At 69.4% G+C, this 16,042-nt stretch carries 14 protein-coding genes; 8 read left to right on the forward strand and 6 right to left on the reverse strand.

Annotation, left to right across the window (positions count from 1 at the left end):
* Window positions 1-6 precede the first annotated feature (6 nt).
* On the forward strand, window positions 7-1,461 hold the full coding sequence (locus GPX89_RS30225; RefSeq protein WP_157391065.1) for a DHA2 family efflux MFS transporter permease subunit: 1,455 nt from the start codon (window positions 7-9) through the stop codon (window positions 1,459-1,461).
* On the opposite strand, the gene GPX89_RS30230 is transcribed toward GPX89_RS30225, so the two are convergent.
* From GPX89_RS30230 to GPX89_RS43990, 3 genes are read right to left on the reverse strand one after another with little or no spacing between them, the layout of a single operon-like run.
* On the reverse strand, window positions 1,406-2,521 hold the full coding sequence (locus GPX89_RS30230; RefSeq protein ID WP_157391066.1) for an alpha/beta hydrolase family protein: 1,116 nt from the start codon (window positions 2,519-2,521) through the stop codon (window positions 1,406-1,408). The two genes, GPX89_RS30225 and GPX89_RS30230, sit on opposite strands and share 56 nt — an antisense overlap.
* Before the next feature lie 43 nt (window positions 2,522-2,564).
* Window positions 2,565-3,794, reverse strand: a complete 1,230-nt coding sequence (locus GPX89_RS30235) for an RNA polymerase sigma factor (RefSeq protein ID WP_328602459.1) — start codon at window positions 3,792-3,794, stop codon at window positions 2,565-2,567.
* Window positions 3,791-4,144, reverse strand: a complete 354-nt coding sequence (locus GPX89_RS43990) for a YciI family protein (RefSeq protein ID WP_198347658.1) — start codon at window positions 4,142-4,144, stop codon at window positions 3,791-3,793. The genes GPX89_RS30235 and GPX89_RS43990 overlap by 4 nt, the downstream gene beginning before the upstream one ends.
* Before the next feature lie 212 nt (window positions 4,145-4,356).
* On the opposite strand from GPX89_RS43990, the gene GPX89_RS30240 reads away from it, so the two are divergent.
* The gene (locus GPX89_RS30240; protein ID WP_157391067.1) at window positions 4,357-4,647 is read left to right on the forward strand and encodes a YciI family protein; all 291 of its coding nucleotides are present in this window, start codon (window positions 4,357-4,359) and stop codon (window positions 4,645-4,647) included.
* A 130-nt stretch (window positions 4,648-4,777) separates the two neighbouring features.
* Window positions 4,778-7,210: a heavy metal translocating P-type ATPase gene (locus tag GPX89_RS30245; RefSeq protein ID WP_157391068.1), complete on the forward strand. Its 2,433-nt coding sequence runs from the start codon at window positions 4,778-4,780 to the stop codon at window positions 7,208-7,210.
* Between the two features lie 286 nt (window positions 7,211-7,496).
* Here GPX89_RS30245 and GPX89_RS30250 read toward each other — a convergent pair whose 3' ends face one another.
* Entirely contained in the window at window positions 7,497-8,096 is a 600-nt protein-coding gene (locus tag GPX89_RS30250; protein ID WP_198347659.1) for a GNAT family N-acetyltransferase, read from the reverse strand.
* Between the two features lie 37 nt (window positions 8,097-8,133).
* Between GPX89_RS30250 and GPX89_RS30255 the strand changes: the two genes are divergently transcribed.
* Window positions 8,134-9,351 (forward strand): alkaline phosphatase family protein, encoded by a 1,218-nt coding sequence (locus GPX89_RS30255; protein ID WP_157391069.1) that lies wholly within the window; start codon window positions 8,134-8,136, stop codon window positions 9,349-9,351.
* 197 nt (window positions 9,352-9,548) lie between these two features.
* On the opposite strand, the gene GPX89_RS46015 is transcribed toward GPX89_RS30255, so the two are convergent.
* Window positions 9,549-10,133: a QsdR family transcriptional regulator gene (locus tag GPX89_RS46015; protein WP_328602460.1), complete on the reverse strand. Its 585-nt coding sequence runs from the start codon at window positions 10,131-10,133 to the stop codon at window positions 9,549-9,551.
* Complete coding sequence (locus tag GPX89_RS30265; protein WP_328602461.1) at window positions 10,130-11,077, reverse strand: patatin-like phospholipase family protein; 948 nt, start codon at window positions 11,075-11,077, stop codon at window positions 10,130-10,132. Before GPX89_RS30265 ends, GPX89_RS46015 begins: the two co-directional genes overlap by 4 nt.
* A 118-nt stretch (window positions 11,078-11,195) precedes the next feature.
* Here GPX89_RS30265 and GPX89_RS30270 point away from each other — a divergent pair, with 118 nt between their 5' ends.
* From GPX89_RS30270 to GPX89_RS30285, 4 genes are all read left to right on the forward strand, one after another.
* Window positions 11,196-12,362, forward strand: a complete 1,167-nt coding sequence (locus GPX89_RS30270) for an acyl-CoA dehydrogenase family protein (RefSeq protein WP_157391071.1) — start codon at window positions 11,196-11,198, stop codon at window positions 12,360-12,362.
* 9 nt (window positions 12,363-12,371) lie between these two features.
* Complete coding sequence (locus tag GPX89_RS30275; RefSeq protein WP_157391072.1) at window positions 12,372-13,496, forward strand: acyl-CoA dehydrogenase family protein; 1,125 nt, start codon at window positions 12,372-12,374, stop codon at window positions 13,494-13,496.
* Complete coding sequence (locus GPX89_RS30280; protein ID WP_157391073.1) at window positions 13,496-14,608, forward strand: zinc-binding dehydrogenase; 1,113 nt, start codon at window positions 13,496-13,498, stop codon at window positions 14,606-14,608. The genes GPX89_RS30275 and GPX89_RS30280 overlap by 1 nt, the downstream gene beginning before the upstream one ends.
* A gap of 69 nt (window positions 14,609-14,677) precedes the next feature.
* Window positions 14,678-15,991, forward strand: coding sequence for a vWA domain-containing protein (locus tag GPX89_RS30285; RefSeq protein WP_157391074.1), 1,314 nt, complete (start codon window positions 14,678-14,680; stop codon window positions 15,989-15,991).
* Window positions 15,992-16,042: the final 51 nt, after the last annotated feature.

A 16,042-nucleotide genomic window follows, 5' to 3' on the forward strand; every position in this document is an offset into this window, starting at 1 on the left:
TGTCGGGTGACTCTCTCCAAGCGTCCGGACGCGGCGGCGGACCGGCCCGCCCTCACTCCGCAGGCCCGCCGGGCCATCGCGGTCGTGCTGGTCGGCGCGGTACTCGCCTTCCTCGACGCGACCATCGTCAATGTCTCCCTGAAATCGCTCAGCGCCGAACTGGGCGCGACGCTGGACACGATCCAGTGGGCGGTCACCGTCTATCTGCTCGTCCAGGCGGCCGTGCTCCCGATGACCGGTTGGGCGGCGCGGCGGGTGGGAGCGAAAAGGCTCTATATCGCCGCCCTGCTGTTGTTCACCCTCGCCTCGGTGGCGTGCGCCGCGGCCGGTTCGGTCGGCGTGCTGATCGCGGCGCGGGTCGTGCAGGGCATCGGGGCCGGGGTGATGATTCCGGTCGGGCAGATGATCCTGGTGACCGCGGCGGGACGGGAGGGCATGGCGAGAGCCATGGTGGCCGCGGGCATTCCGATGGTGCTGACCCCGGTGATCGGCCCGACCATCGGCGGGCTGCTGCTCGAATACGCGGGCTGGCAGTGGATCTTCCTCATCAACGCGCCGATCGGCGTCGTGGGACTCGTCCTGGCCGTACGGCTGCTGCCACCGGACGGGCGTGCCGAAACAGCCGGGGCGCTGGATATTTTCGGGCTGATCCTGGTCTCGCTCGGCATGGTGGGGATCACCTACGGGCTGTCCGAGGCGGCCTCGCGCGGGCTGACGGACTCCCTGGTGCTCATAACGCTGTGCGGTGGAACGGTATTGGTCGCGGCGTTCGTGGCGCATGCCCTGCGGTCGGACAATCCGCTGCTGGATCTACGACTCTGGCGGGATCGCCTGTTCGCGGCCGGAACCGTCTCGACCTTCGTCATCGGCGCGGTGACCTTCGGGGCAATGGTGTTGCTGCCCTTGTACTTCCAGATCGTCCGCCACCAGGATGCCGCGCACACCGGCCTGTTGATGGCGCCGCAGGGAATCGGCGCGGCCATCGCCATGGGCCTGTCCGCCCGCCTCTACGAGCGGGTCGGCGCGCTCACCGGCCTGCTCGGCGCACTCGTCGGCTGCGCCGCCACCGTGCCGTTCATGCTGCTCACCGCCGACACCCCGTATGTGCTGCTGGGCGGCGCGATGGTGCTGCGCGGGATCGGCATCGGCCTGGCCGCCATGCCCGCCATGACCGCCGCCATGCGAAACCTGACGTCGTCCCAGATCATCGACGCCACACCGCAACTCACGATCATGCAGCGCATCGGCGGTTCGATCGGCACCGCCGCCTTCGTCGTGGTTCTGCAGCGGCACCTGCCCGCCGACGGAACCGGCGGAGCATCGGCCTTCGGCGTGACCTTCGCGTGGGTGCTCGCCGCCGCCGCGCTCGCCATCGTGCCGACGGCGATGATGGCCGCGCTGGACGTCACCGGCGGGCGTCGAGCCATTCGGCCAGGGTATCCAGGGCGGTTTGGTCGATAGGCTGGAAATTGTCGTGCAAGACGTCGGGGGTGCGGCCGAGGGAGTGGCCGAGGCCGGGGAACAGGTGCAGCGTGTGGTCTCGATTGCCGGCGGCGGTCAGGGCGGTGTCGAGGGTGGAGGCGGCGGACGGGGGGACGTTGGCGTCTTCGGCGCCCTGGAGGATGAGGACGGGGGCGGTCAGATTCGGGGCCTGTTCGATGACGCTGGGGAGGGCGCGGGCAGGGTTGTAGATCTGGAACCAGCCGCCGGGCTGCATGGCCGATTCCAGGTAGAACTGGTAAGCGGGGCGGAATTCCAGGTTCACATCGAGCTTTCCGTCCCGGTTGAGGTCCCATTTGGGATTGACGGTGAAGTCGCCGTTGCTCGCGTCTACGCACGCGAAGGTGAGGGCGGCCTTGGCCATCGCGCCGCCGTCGCCGTGCGCCGCGGCGGCGAGTTCGTCGGGGCCGAGCAGTCCGTTCACCGCGAAACTCGCGAGGTAGGGCGCGTACACCCGCTCGCCCTGATAGCCGAAAGTCACTCGCCAGGGGAGAGCGACCGGGCCCTGGAAGATGCTGCCCGCCAGTTCGGGATGAGTGGTGGCCAGGGAGGCCGCGACCGTACTGCCCTCGCTCCAGCCGTAGACGAACACGCGGTGCGGATCGACGTGCGAATCCTGTTCGGCGGCACGCAATACCTGTTCGGCGTCATCGCGCATGCCGTGCAGATCCAATTTCGTCCAATAGCTCGCCGCGTCGACGTCGCCCGGACCGTGGACGTACCGCTTGTTGTAGCGCATTACCGCGTAGCCGCGGCTGGTCAGGTCGTTCGCGATATCCAGAAAGATGTGCGAGCCGGTCGGCATGTCGGCATTGAGATCCTCGGGGCTCGAACCCGGGATCAGCACCACGACCGGGGCGTTCCGGACACCGGACGGGTAGTCCAGTTCACCCGAACCGGTGAAATCGCCGAATTGGAAGGTGAAGTCCGTGTGTTCGAAGGCGGGTTCCGCCGCGGCAGTGCCCGCGGTTCCCATCGCGAGCGCGACGGCCATCGCTACCACTGCCCCGCGAATCCCCATGCGCGGAAATCTAACCGCCGCCTCCGATGGCGGCAACCCCGATTCAGGAATCGAGCTCGTGCAGCCGGACGGTGAGGTGGGCGGCCTCCACGGTGTTCCCGGCCAGCAGCAGGGCCTCCTGGTAGGCGAGGCGCGCCTCGTCCAATCTGCCCAGGCGCGTGAGGAATTCGGCCCGGGCGGCGGGCAGGTAGTGGTATGCGGTGAGTTGCGGTTCGAGGCCGAGCCGGTCGAGTTCGTCCAGGCCGCGCTGGGGGCCGTGGGCGTGGCCGAGGGCGATGGCGCGGTTCAGCGCCACGACCGGCGAGGGCCAGACGGCGACGAGATGGTCGTAGAGCCCGGCGATTTCACGCCAGTCGGTGGCGTCGAAGTCGGGGGCCTCGGCGTGGACGGCGGCGATGGCGGCCATGAGGGGGAATCGACCGGGGGAGTGTCCGCGTAATGACCTGCGCACCAAGGCGATTCCCTCGGTGATCGCGCGGCGGTCCCAGCGGGCCCGGTCCTGGTCGGCCAGCAGCAGCAGGTTGCCCGCGTTGTCGGTGCGGGTGGCCCGGCGCGCATCGGTCAGCAGGAACAGCGCGTAGAGCCCGGCGACGTCGGGGTCGTTGGGCAGCAGCAGGCGCAGCATGCGCGCGAGATCCAGTGCGCGCTCGACCAGTTCGGGGCGCACCAGGTCATCGCCGGCCGGGGCGGTGTGACCGGTGGTGAACAGCAGATGCAGGACGGTGAGGACGGCGTCCACGCGGTCGGGGAGCTCTTCGTCGGCGGGAACGCGGTAGGGGATGTGGGCTTCGGCGATCTTCCGCTTGGCCCGCGTGATTCGCGCCGCCATGGTCGGCTCCGGCACCAGGAAGGCGCGGGCGATCTCCGGTGTGGACAGCCCGCACAGCAGTCGCAGGGTCAGCGCCACCCGGGCCTCCATCGACAGCGCCGGGTGGCAGCAGATGAAGATCAGCCGCAGCCGATCGTCGGCCACCGAATCCGCGGAGACCGGGTCGGGCGGATCCTCCACCAGCAGCGGAATCGACCGCTCGAACGCGATGTCCCGGCGCAGCGCGTCGAGCGCGCGCCGCTTGGCCACCGTGGTCAGCCAGGCTCCCGGCCGTTCCGGAATCCCGGACTCGGTCCACGCCTGCAGCGCCTGCGTGAACGCCTCCTGCACGGCCTCTTCGGCGAGATCGATATCGCGGGCCACCCGCACGGTGGCGGCCAGCACGAAACCCCATTCCCGCCGATGGGCGTCGGCGACTGCGGCGGCCACCTCGGCGGGTGTCACGGCTGCTCGTGCGGATGGATCGGCCGGACCTCGATGCCGCCGAAGGGTGAGGGCACCGCCGCCGCGATCCGGATGGCCTCGTCCAGATCGGCGGCCTCGACCAGGTAATAGCCGCCCAGCACCTCTTTCGACTCGGCGAACACGCCGTCGGTGATGACCGGCCGCCCCTGCGCGTCGTGGCGGACCATGGTCGCGGTCGAGATCGGCCGGAGTTGGTTGCCGCCGCGCAGCCGGTCGGCGTGCGCGATCATGAACTCCCGGTGCTCGTGCTGGATTCGCTCTCGCACGGCCGGATCGGCCGTCAGCCAGGTCTGCTCGTCGTGGTGTATCAGCAACAGATATTCGGGCATGTCACTGCTCTCCTTCGCCGGGACGGATCGCACGGCTCCGATGCCGTGTCTCTGGTGACTTCGTTGTCGCTGAATACGTCGTTCGAGCCGCCCTCGAAATCGACACCGCCGCGAAAAAAAGATTCTCGCCCCGATTGTCGATTCCCGGCTCCCGCCGCGCGACGGATTCACGAGTCGGCCGACCGAGCCGTCCATCCGACAAGGAGAACGACATGTCCACCTTCATCCTGACCTTCCGCAACGACCCGACCGTCACCCCCACCGCCGCGCAGGAACAGCTCTGGGCCGACTGGTTCGCCGAAATCCAGGAGCACATCGCCGATTTCGGCACCCGCGTCGGCCAGGCTGTCATGCTCGGCGACAACCCCGCCACCCCTGACAGCCTCTCGGGTTTCATGAAGGTGGAAGCCGACAACCTCGACGCCGCCGTCAAACTCGCCTCCGGCTGCCCGGGCCTGACCTACGGCGGCCGCGTGGAGGTGGGCGAACCCGTCGCCATGTGATCACGACCGCCCGACTCCGGGTCTCACGCCGGGCCCGGAGTCTCGGCTCGCCCGTGCCCAGGCTGTACCCAATACCCCTAGAGGGTATATGGTCGAGTGTGGCCAGGGTCAATCGGCGGAGGAGCGCGGGATGAATCGGCACGGCGAGCAGCGAACCGCGGTACTCGATATTCGGGGCCTGCACTGGGCCAGCCAGCAGAATGTCGTGAAGTCGGTCCTCGGCCGCCGCCCCGGAGTCCTCGCCGTCGACCCCAACCCCGTCTCCCAGACCGCCACCGTCACCTTCGACCCCGCCCGCACCTCGGTCACCGATCTCCGCACGTGGCTCCACGAATGCGGCCTGCACTGCGCAGGGCAGTCCGTCCCCGACCACGTCTGCGACCCGCTCGCCGAGCCCACGGTTCCCGGCCACGCCGGTGCCGATCACACGGGCATGGATCATCAGGCCGCGCACTCGAGTCCGGGCACGGCCGCCCACCCGGTGCCCGAGGCGATGGATCACATGGATCACGCTGCCCATGAAGGCCAGGCCGCGCACGCGGGGATGGATCATGCCGGGATGGGACATGGCGGGCATGGGGGGATGTCCATGGAGGACATGGCCCGGGACATGCGGAATCGGTTCGTGGTGGCGGCGGTCTTCTCGGTGCTGGTCATGTTGTGGTCGCCGATGGCGACGGACATGTTCGGGTGGCATCTGCCGGTGCCGTTCGGGATGCGTTCCGACATCTGGGAATTGGTGCTCAGCCTGCCGGTGGTCTGCTACTCGTCGACGATCTTCTTCACCGGGGCGTGGGCGGCGCTGAAGGCGCGGACGCTGGACATGATGGTGCTGGTCGCGGTCGGCATCGGGGCGGGATGGCTGTACTCGCTCGCCATTACGCTGACCGGGGGCGGGGAGGTGTTCTACGAGGCGTCGACCATGTTGGCGACGTTCGTCCTGCTGGGGCACTGGTTCGAGATGCGGGCGCGCGGCGGGGCCAATGACGCGATTCGCACGCTGCTCGAGCTCGCGCCACCGCGGGCCGTGGTGCTCCGGGACGGTCAGGAAGTCGAAATCCCGACGGCCGAAGTGAAAGTCGGGGATCTGCTGCTGGTCCGTCCGGGCGCGAAGATCGCGGTCGACGGGGTGGTCGAGGACGGATCCGGCGAGGTCGACGAGTCCATGGTGACCGGGGAGAGCCTGCCGGTGCACAAGGAGCCGGGGTCGGCGGTCATCGGCGCGACGCTCAACAAGAACAGCACGCTGCGGGTGCGCGCGACCAAGGTCGGGGCCGACACCGCGCTGGCGCAGATCGTGAATCTGGTGCAGCAGGCACAGAATTCGAAGGCGCCGGGACAGAAGCTGGCCGACCGGGCGGCCTTCTGGCTGGTGCTGGTCGCATTGATCGGCGGCGCACTGACTTTGGCGGTGTGGCTGCTGGCGGGAGCCGCCTTCGCCAAGGCCATGCTGTTCGCCATCACGGTCGTGGTCATCACCTGCCCGGATGCCCTGGGCCTGGCCACGCCGACCGCCATCATGGTCGGCACCGGCCTGGGCGCGAAGCGAGGTGTGCTGTTCAAGAACGCCATGGCGCTGGAGAGTTCGGCCCGCATCCGGACCGTGGTGATGGACAAGACCGGCACCCTCACCAAGGGCGAGCCCGAGGTCACCGAGATCGTCACCGGCCCAGGACTCTCCGAGGAGGACCTGCTACCCCTGCTGGCCGCCGTGGAACGCGAATCCGAGCACCCGCTCGCCGACGCGGTGGTGCGCTACGCCAAGGATCACGGCTCGAACGACGCTCGCGCCGTGGACTTCCAGAACGTCCCCGGTCACGGCGCGATCGCCACCGTCGACGGCCGCCGCGTCGTCATCGGCAATCGCCGCCTGCTCGAACGCGAGGGCATCGACCTGGGCGAGCTGGCCGCCGCCCGCGACCGGGTCGCCGGTGCGGGCCGGACCGCGGTCCTGGCCGCCGTCGACGGCAAGGCCGCCGCGGTCGTCGGCATCGCCGACGCGCCCCGCGAGACCTCCGCCAAAGCCGTTGCGGACCTGCACGATATGGGTGTCGAGGTGGTCATGCTCACCGGCGACAACCGCGCGACCGCCGAACGCATCGCCGCCGAACTCGGCATCGACACCGTCATCGCCGAGGTGCTGCCCGGTGACAAGGCGGCGAAGATCGTCGAATTGCAGTCCGCGGGAAAGAAAGTCGCCATGGTCGGCGACGGCGTCAACGACGCCCCCGCCCTGGCGCAGGCCGATCTCGGCATCGCGATCGGCGCGGGCACCGACGTCGCCATCGAGACCGCCGATGTCGTCCTGATGCGTTCCGACCCGCTGGACGTCCCCACCGCGCTGCGCATCGGCCGCGGCACCCTGCGCAAGATGCACCAGAACCTGGCCTGGGCCGTCGGCTACAACAGCCTGGCCCTGCCGATCGCCGCCGGCGTCTTCGTCCCGGCCTTCGGCTTCACCCTGCGCCCCGAGATCGCCGCCATGTCCATGTCCGGATCCAGCATCATCGTCGCGCTCAACGCCCTCTCGCTCCGCCGCCTGCGCCTGCCCGAAAGGGACTGAATCACGCCGATGTCGCTGTGTTCGGGCTAACAGCGGCCCCTGTCCGTGAGTCGATTCATGATGCCGGGGACCAGCCGTCGCTAATACGGTGGAACTGCAATATGTCCCCGTCCCGAAAGACTCCGAAACATGCCGATCATCAACCTGGGCTCCGCCGCCATCGACCTCGCCAGCACCCTCACCGGCATCGCCGCCAACGTCACCTACCTGCTGAAGGCGTGGGGCCTGGCCTGATCCGCCTCCCTCAGCTCACGGAAACCGCCTCGTCGAAGGCGGTTTTCGCGTTTCAGGGGCGACCGCGGTATTCGGCCCATTCGGGGGCGAGGATCGACATGACGGTGGCGTCGATCCATTGGTCGCCATAGCGCAGGGATTGGCGGAGTACGCCTTCGGGGCGGAAGCCCGCCTTCTCGTAGGCGCGGCGGGCGCGTGGGTTGAAGGCGTAGACCTCCAGGGAGATTCGGTGGAGGCCGAGCTTGTCGAAGCCGTATCCGATGATGAGGCGGGTGGCCTCGGTGCCGAAGCCGCGGCCGTGGCTCGAGGGGGCGAGCAGGATGCGGAAGTTGCAGCTCTGGTTGCCGGGGTCCCACTGGTTGAGGACGGCTTCGCCGACGCACTCGCCGGTGGCGAGGTCGACGACGGCGAGGTCGAGGCGGTCCGGCTGGGTGGCGCGGGTGGAGTACCAGGCGCGCAAACGCTCCGCGTCGGCCGGGTCCTCGGGTGCGAGGGCGGCGGTCTCGTCGTTGACGCTGCCGGTGAGCCTGCGCACCTCCGGGTCGCGCAGCGCGGCCCGGATCGCGTCCAGGTCGTCGTCGACGAACGGGCGCAGCATCACCGCCGTACCGGTCAGGGTGGGCTTGATGGCGAAATCCGCGGTGTCCGGCACCCGTGAATTATGCCGCCATGATCAATAGAGTCGGGACATGGCCACAGCGTTGCCCGGAACCGCGCCGTACACCCTCGCCGACGTCCTGCCTTCCGTCGCCGCGTCTTTCGGGATTCCCGGGCCCAATCCGCTGGATATCGCGCCCAATCGCGATGTCGTGGTGCTACTGATCGACGGCCTGGGTGCCGAATTGCTGGCGCGGCACCGGGATGTCGCACCCACGCTGGCCGCCCACGTCGCCACGACCCTCACCGCGGGATTCCCGGCGACCACCGCGACCAGCCTCACCAGCCTCGCGCTCGGCGCACCCTGCGCCACGCACGGCATCATCGGCTACAGCTTCGCGCTGCCCGACGGCGCGGGTCTGCGGCTGTTGAATTCCCTGCGCTGGAACCTGGATTCGGCCACGGGGCCGGACGCCCGGGAGGTGTTCCCGCCGGAATCGGTGCAGCAGCGGCCCAGCCGGCTGGAGGATCTCGCCGCCCACGGCGTGCAGCTGCACTATGTGATCCCCGCCTACCAGTACACCTCCGGCCTGACCCGGGCCGCCTTCCGCGCTCCCGGCGTCCTGCATCCCGCCGCCACCCTCGACGAGCTGTGCACCGGAATCCGTGCTGTCGCAGACCATTCCGGCACCGCCTCCCGCTTCGCCTACGCCTACTTCCCCGACCTCGACGCCAACGGCCACCTCTACGGCCCCGGATCCCCGCAGTGGCTGGCGGTTCTCGCCGATATCGACGCCCACCTCTCCGGCCTGTTCGCCGACCTCCCGCCCACCTGCACGGTGCTGATCACCGGCGATCACGGAATGATCCACGCCGACACCGTGATCGACCTCGACGCCCGCCCCGCCCTGCACCGCGACGTCCACCTGATCGGCGGCGAAGCGCGAGTCCGCCACGTCTACCTCGACCGCCCCGCAGCCGTCGCCGACGCCCACGCCGCATGGTCGGGCGAACTGTCCCCGCACGCGACGATCGTGACCCGCGAGCAGGCCCTCGACGAACACTGGTTCGGCCCGACCCCGCCCACCCCCGTCATCACCACCCGCCTCGGCGACCTCATCGCCGTCGCCGAGGACAACGCCGTCCTCGTCCGCCCCACCCTCGAACCCTTGGAATCCGCACTCCTCGGTCACCACGGCGCCCGCACCCCCGCCGAACAACTCATCCCCCTCATCACCACCCCTGATTTCAAGATCAGGGAGCTCTCACCGCCGCCGATCCGGACTTCTTCCACGCTCCGAGCTCCCTGACCTTGGTCGATCGTGGGCTGGGCCACAGTGTGGGGCGCGGGGGAGACGGACCTGCCGACGCATCGGGCTCTAACCGGCGAGCATGCCGATCTGGAATCGCGAATTCGATTGCACCGCAACGTCACCCTGGCGTGGTTCGCCTTCCGGCGGCGCATCTGGTGGTCATGGTCGCCGCGACCTTCCTCTGGGTGCGGCGCTCACCCACGCAGTAGAGCGGTTTGAACCTTGCGAAGGCGTTCCACATCGCCGCGGAAACCTGCCACGGCATCGTTGTAGAGGAATGCCTCCCACAGGCGGACCAGGGCGTAAGCGAGGGTGTCGCGTTCGATCGGCGGTGTGTAGCCCTCATCCTCGGCGCGCTGGATGAAGCGCTCCACCAGGGACACTGCGGTCTGGTGCACGGTCCCGTCACCGCGGGTGATGAGCCGCAGCGCCGCGGTGGACTCGTTGTCGAAATAGCTGCGCAGCGCGTCGTTTTCGACGAGCAGGTCGATGGTCCGGTTGAGCACGGCGGTGAGCCGCTCGCCGCCGGCGCCCCTGCTGCGGCGGTCGGCGTGGGCCACCACCTTCTCCAGCTGGCGGGCCACGGCCGCGCCCAGCAGGCCGTCGCGGGAACCGAACCAGCGGTAGATGCTGGCCCGGCCGACTCCCAGTTGCGCGGCAATGGCATTGACGTCCACCCGCTTGCCGTCGAGGAAGACGGCGATCGCGGCCTCGAGCACATCCTCTCGACTGGCCGAGGCCGGCCGGCCCGGCGCCCTGGTTCCCTCCGCGCGTGTCACGCGGACAGCTTAGGGGCCAGGTATGCCGACAGTGTGCGAGCGGTCACCGCGCGTCCCAGGGTGAGCGCCTCCTGTAGGACCTCGGGATCGCGGGCGATGCGGCCGATATCGGGCGCGCTGCGCGGCGGGCGGATCTGCAGGACCGCGGGATCGGATTCGAACTCCGCCTCGTCGCCGCGCTGGCGCTGCGCGCGCGAGAGCCACGGTTCGACGGTGCCGGGCGCGTGCCGGGACAGGAAGCGGGCCACCACCCGGTTCTCCAGACCGGAAGGCGGACGCGTGATCTCGTCGTCGCGGCGGGTGCGCAGCACCAGCACCCGGGTCGCGCCCTGCGTCAGAGCGGTTCGCACCGGGACGGATTCGGAGAGCCCGGCATCGACGAAGCGGCGCGCGCCGATCCGCACCGGCCGCCCGGCCAGGATCGGCAGGCAGGTCGACGCCTTCAATGCCACCTGCACCGAATACGGGTCGCTGAGTTCGGGATGCAGGTCCACGGCCGCGCCCGTGTCGGCGTCGGTGGCGATCGGGTGGAAGGTGACCGGATTGGCCAGGATCGCCGGGAAATCCATGGGCACCAGGCGTTCGTACACGGTGTGCACCAGGTATTCGGTGTCGACGACCTTGCCGCCGCGCAGCGCCCGGGCGGGGTTGATCACGCGATTGACCACCTCCGGATTCCAGGCGCGGCGCGAGTCCACCGCCCGCCCGCACAACAGCCAGGCGGCGTTCAGCGCGCCCGCGGAAGCGCCGTATATCGCGTCGAAGCAGGGCAGGACGCCCAATTCCTCGATGGCCATGGCCATTCCGTGCGAGTACGCGCCGCGCGAGGAGCCGCCCTCGATGACCAGGGCCAGCCGGTGCGGGTCCGACCGCTGCCCGGGCGTGCTGCCCTCGCGGTGGCGGCGGGCGATGAGTTCGCCGACGCCGAGTGTGCGGTCGTGCACGCGGGCTCCCTTCGATGCGGTCGAGTCGTTCGAGTATACGACCCTATTTGAGACACTCAAGTCTCTGTGTATCATATCCGGCGATGGCGGGGGTAGCCCTGAAACTGGAGGTCAACGCATGCAACTAGCGCTCACCGACGACGAGCTCGCCTTCCGCGACGAGCTGCGGGCGTTCTATCGGAGCGAAATCCCGGCCGAGATCCGCAACCGGCACCGGCACGGCCAGGACCTGAGCAAGGACGACATCGTCACCACCCAGCGCATCCTCAACGCGCACGGGCTGGCCACACCGAACTGGCCGGTCGAATGGGGCGGCAAGGACTGGACCCCGATCCAGCGCCACCTCTGGCACGACGAGATGCAGCTGGCCTCGGTGCCCGAGCCGCTCACCTTCAACACCAATATGATCGGCCCGGTCATCGCGCACTTCGGCTCCCAGGAGCTCAAGGAGCGCTTCCTGCCGGCGACCGCCAACCTCGACATCTGGTGGTGCCAGGGCTTTTCCGAGCCCGAGGCCGGCTCCGACCTGGCCGGGCTGCGCACCGTCGCGGTGCGTGACGGCGACGAGTACGTGATCAACGGGCAGAAGACCTGGACCACCGGCGCGCAGTTCGCCGACTGGATCTTCTGCCTGGCGCGCACCGACCCCGACGCGCCCAAGAAGCAGGCCGGCATCTCCATGCTGCTGTTCCCGCTGGACGCCCCCGGCGTGACCGTGCGCCCGATCAAGCTCATCGACGGCGGCTACGAGGTCAACGAGGTGTTCCTGGAGAACGTCCGGGTGCCCGCGAATCAGCTTGTCGGCGAGGAGAACCAGGGCTGGACCTACGCCAAGTTCCTGCTCGGCAACGAGCGCACCGGCATCGCCGCGGTCGGGCAGACCAAGGTGAAGCTGTGGCTGGCCAAGGAGCACGCCAAGCAGACCCGCCTGGGCGAGAAGACCCTGCTCGAGGACCAGCTCTTCGCCACCCGGCTGGCCGAACTCGAAAACGAGCTGCTGGCACTGGAACTGGTGCAGCTGCGGGTCGCCGCGGGCTCCGCCGACGGCAAGCCCAACCCGGTCTCGTCGATCCTCAAGCTGCGCGGCACCGAGCTGCAGCAGGCGGTCACCGAGCTGCTCGTCGACATCGCCGGACCGGATTCGGTCGCGCGTGAGGACGAGTCGCACCCCGACTGGGCCCGCCGCAGCACCGCCACCTACCTGAACTATCGCAAGACATCGATCTACGGAGGATCCAACGAGGTGCAGCGCGGCATCATCGCCTCGACGATCCTCGGACTGTGAGGCAGCGACATGGATTTCGATCTCACCCCCGAACAGGAAATGCTGCGCGACACGGTGTGTGACGTGCTGTCCCGCGGCTACACCCCCGAGCGCCGCAAGGAAATCATCGGCACCGAACTCGGCTGGGACCCCAGGATCTGGGCGACGTTCGCCGAAATCGGCGTGCTCGGACTGACTTTCGCCGAGGAGGACGGCGGCATGGGCGCGGGTCCCATCGAGGCCATGCTGGTCATGACCGAGCTGGGCCGCAGCCTCGCGCCCGAGCCGGTGCTCGACTGCGCGCTGCTGCCGGGCTGGCTCATCTCGACCGTGGGCGGCGACACGCAGCGCAAGGACCTGCTGCCGCGCATCGCGGAGGGTGCGCTGAAACTCGCCTTCGCGCACGCCGAACCGGGACTGCGCTGGCCGTCGGCCGAGACCGCGACCGTGGCGCAACGCCGCGAGGACGGTTACCGGATCACCGGCCGCAAACACCCGGTCTCCCACGGTGATTGCGCCGATCTGCTCATCGTGAGCGCCGCGGTCGAAGGCGGCATCGATCTGTTCCTGGTCGATCCGGCCGATCCGGGCGTGCGCCGCCGCGCCTACGCCACCCATGACGGATTGCGTGGCGCGGACATCGAATTCGACGGTGCCGTGGCGGTCCCGCTCGGCGACCCGGGCGACGCCTCGTCCGCCATCCAGGCCGCCCTCGCCGGGGCCCAGGCGGCGCTGTGTGCCGAGGCCGTGGGCGCGATGGAGGAGTCGCTGCGGCTCACCGCCGAATACCTGAAGACCCGCAAGCAGTTCGGCGTCCCGCTGCGCACCTTCCAGACGCTGACCCAGCGCGCCGCCGACATGTACGTCTCGCTGGAACTCGCGCGCGGCATGAGCATGTACGCGTCCATGTCGCTGGCCGACGGCATCGTCGACCCGGTGGTGGCCTCGCGCGCCAAGCTGCGTATCGGGCGCTCGGCCGCGCACATCGGGCAGGAGGCCATTCAGATGCACGGCGGCATCGGCATGACCGACGAATACCCTGTCGGCCACTACGCCGCGCGGCTCACCGCCATCGAGCACACCCTCGGCGACTCCTCCGACCACCTGCGCTACCTCGGCGGCTCCGTCGCCGACTACCAGATGGTCGAAATCTGATGCATATTCGCGGCGCGGTACTGGAGGAGATCGGACGTGAGCGGCCCTACGCCGACTCCCGCCCGATCAGCGTGTGCCAACTCGAACTCGGCGATCCCGGGCCCACCGAGGTCCTGGTAGCCATCGAGGCGGCCGGGCTGTGCCACTCGGATCTCAGTGTGGTGGACGGCAATCGGCCGCGCCCGCTGCCCATGCTGCTCGGCCACGAGGCCGCCGGCACCGTGGTGGCGGTCGGCGAGCGGGTGGCCGATCTGCTCATCGGGCAGCGAGTGGTCATGTCGTTCCTGCCGCGCTGCGAGGAGTGCGACGCGTGCGCGCGGGACGGGCAACTGCCCTGCACCGCGGGCACGGCCGCCAATACCGCCGGGGAGCTGCTGCACCATGCCGGGCATCTCTCGCGCGGCGGGGATCGGGTGCGGCATCACCTCGGGGTGTCCGGGTTCGCCACGCATGCGGTGGTGGACCGGGCATCGGTTGTGCCGGTGGGCAATTCGGTGCCGCCCGAGATCGCGGCGCTGTTCGGGTGCGCGGTGCTCACCGGCGGCGGGGCGGTGCTCAACGTCGCCGATCCGCGGCCGGGGGACAGCCTCATGGTGATCGGGCTCGGCGGCGTCGGCATGGCCGCGCTGCTGACCGCGAAAGCCGTTGGTGTGGAACGGATCATCGCCGTGGACCGGATGGCCGACAAGCTGGCCATGGCGAAGGAGCTCGGGGCCACCGAGACCCACACGCCCGAGCGGGTCGCCGAGGAAGGCGTTCGGGCGCGCTATGTGGTGGAGTGTGCGGGTCACCCGGCGGCCTTCGAAACCGCTTATGCGGCAACGGAGCCCGGTGGTACGACGATCACCGTCGGTCTGCCGGGTCCGCACTCGACCGTGACATTGCCGCCGCTGAGCATCACCGCCGAAGCCCGGACCATCGTGGGCAGCTACCTCGGGTCGGCGGTACCGTCCCGGGATATCCCGCGCTACGAGCAAATGTGGCGCGAAGGTCGGTTGCCGGTCGAGAAATTGATTTCATCCAAGATCGAAATTGATGACATCAATGCCGCGATGGATCTGCTAGCCGATGGGAAAGCGGTTCGTCAAATTATTATGTTCGACCATTCCTGATCTCCAGAGTGACTGCGCCGCACCGAAAATCAATGGATTTCATCGGTGCGGCGCTTTCATACTTCAGGAGTGAACACCGCAGTAATTCTCGACCACTTCCGCACCCACGGCGCGCCCCTGACGCTGTCCCGGGCCGGAGTCGTGGCGTGGGACGACGCGGAATTCCACCGGGCCGCCCACGCCGCCGATCCCGAGCGCTACGTACTGCTCGCCCTCGTGCCCGGCGTGCACGAGAGCCAGCGCGCCCGCGCTCTGCTGCGGACGCTGCTGAGCTCGCGCGCCGAGCTGCCCGAGCCCACCCGGGTGATCATCGACAAGGCCACGCGCGCCCTGCTTTTCGGCCTGCCGCCCGCCCAGGTGATCACCGTGCTGCTCGCGGCCCGGCGCCTGCGCGCCAACCACAAGCACGTCACCCGCGCCATTCTCGCCTTCGTCCTCGACCACCCGGACGCCGAGCTGCTCATCGCCGCCCGGCGACCCGCACTGGTGGATTGCTTCGAGCACGCGCTCGGCAAGAACACCGCGCGCGGCTGCCTGCGCCGGATCGCCGACGGCGACTCCGATTCCGTCGAACTGCGCCGAAAGCTGCTGCGGTTCAGTGCGAATCCGGGACGGGCCGTCGAACGAGTGCGCCAGCTGTACGCACCCGGCACCCACGGGGCCCCCGTGCTCACCGAGCCCGTGACCCCGCTGGAACGCAAGCAGGCCCGTGAGCCCATCGTCACCGTCACCAACCGCGGCGACATCGCCTCGACGCTGGTCCACCTCTACCGGGGCGGCTCGGCGACCGAACTGGGTCCCGCCGTGGCCGCTTACGTGCACGAGGCCGTTCGCGGCCTGCCGGTGCTCGCCGACCACATCGCCCTGGTCCTGGACACCTCGGAGTCCATGCGCGGCTACGGCGACCGGGAATGGGCGCTGCTGTCGCAGGCCGAGGCGTTGCGGCTGGTGCTGGCGCGACTGTGCGAGACGCTGACCGTCATCGAGGTGGGCGCGGCCCAGGCCGGGCCCACGGACCTGGCCACCGGGGTGCTCGACGCGCTCGAGGCCGACATCGGCGACGCGGCGTGCCCACCCGGGCTGATCGTGGTCGTCACCGACGGCTACGAGAATCGCCTCCCCGGCGACCTCGCCCGCGTCGCGGCGACCCTGCCGGCCATCGGCGTCCACACCCCGATCGTGGTGTGCCAGGCCATGTTCACCGGCAGCGACTCCCGCGCCCTGCGCGACCCGGCCCCGGCCCTGCCCAGCGCCGGCTTCTGGCATCAGGACGATTTCGCCGCCCTGCTGCCGTGGCTGTTCGCCCGCACCCCGGCGGGCGCGGACTGGATCCGCACCGCCGCCCACCACTATCTGGACAATCTGCAAGGAGTCACACCGTGACACGACCGACCCCGATCATGCCGCGCCGTCACCCGATTGCGCGGCCCGAGA

Origin of the sequence: Nocardia terrae (assembly GCF_009760405.1) — a bacterium.
GTDB classification, from domain to species: Bacteria; Actinomycetota; Actinomycetes; order Mycobacteriales; family Mycobacteriaceae; genus Nocardia; species Nocardia terrae.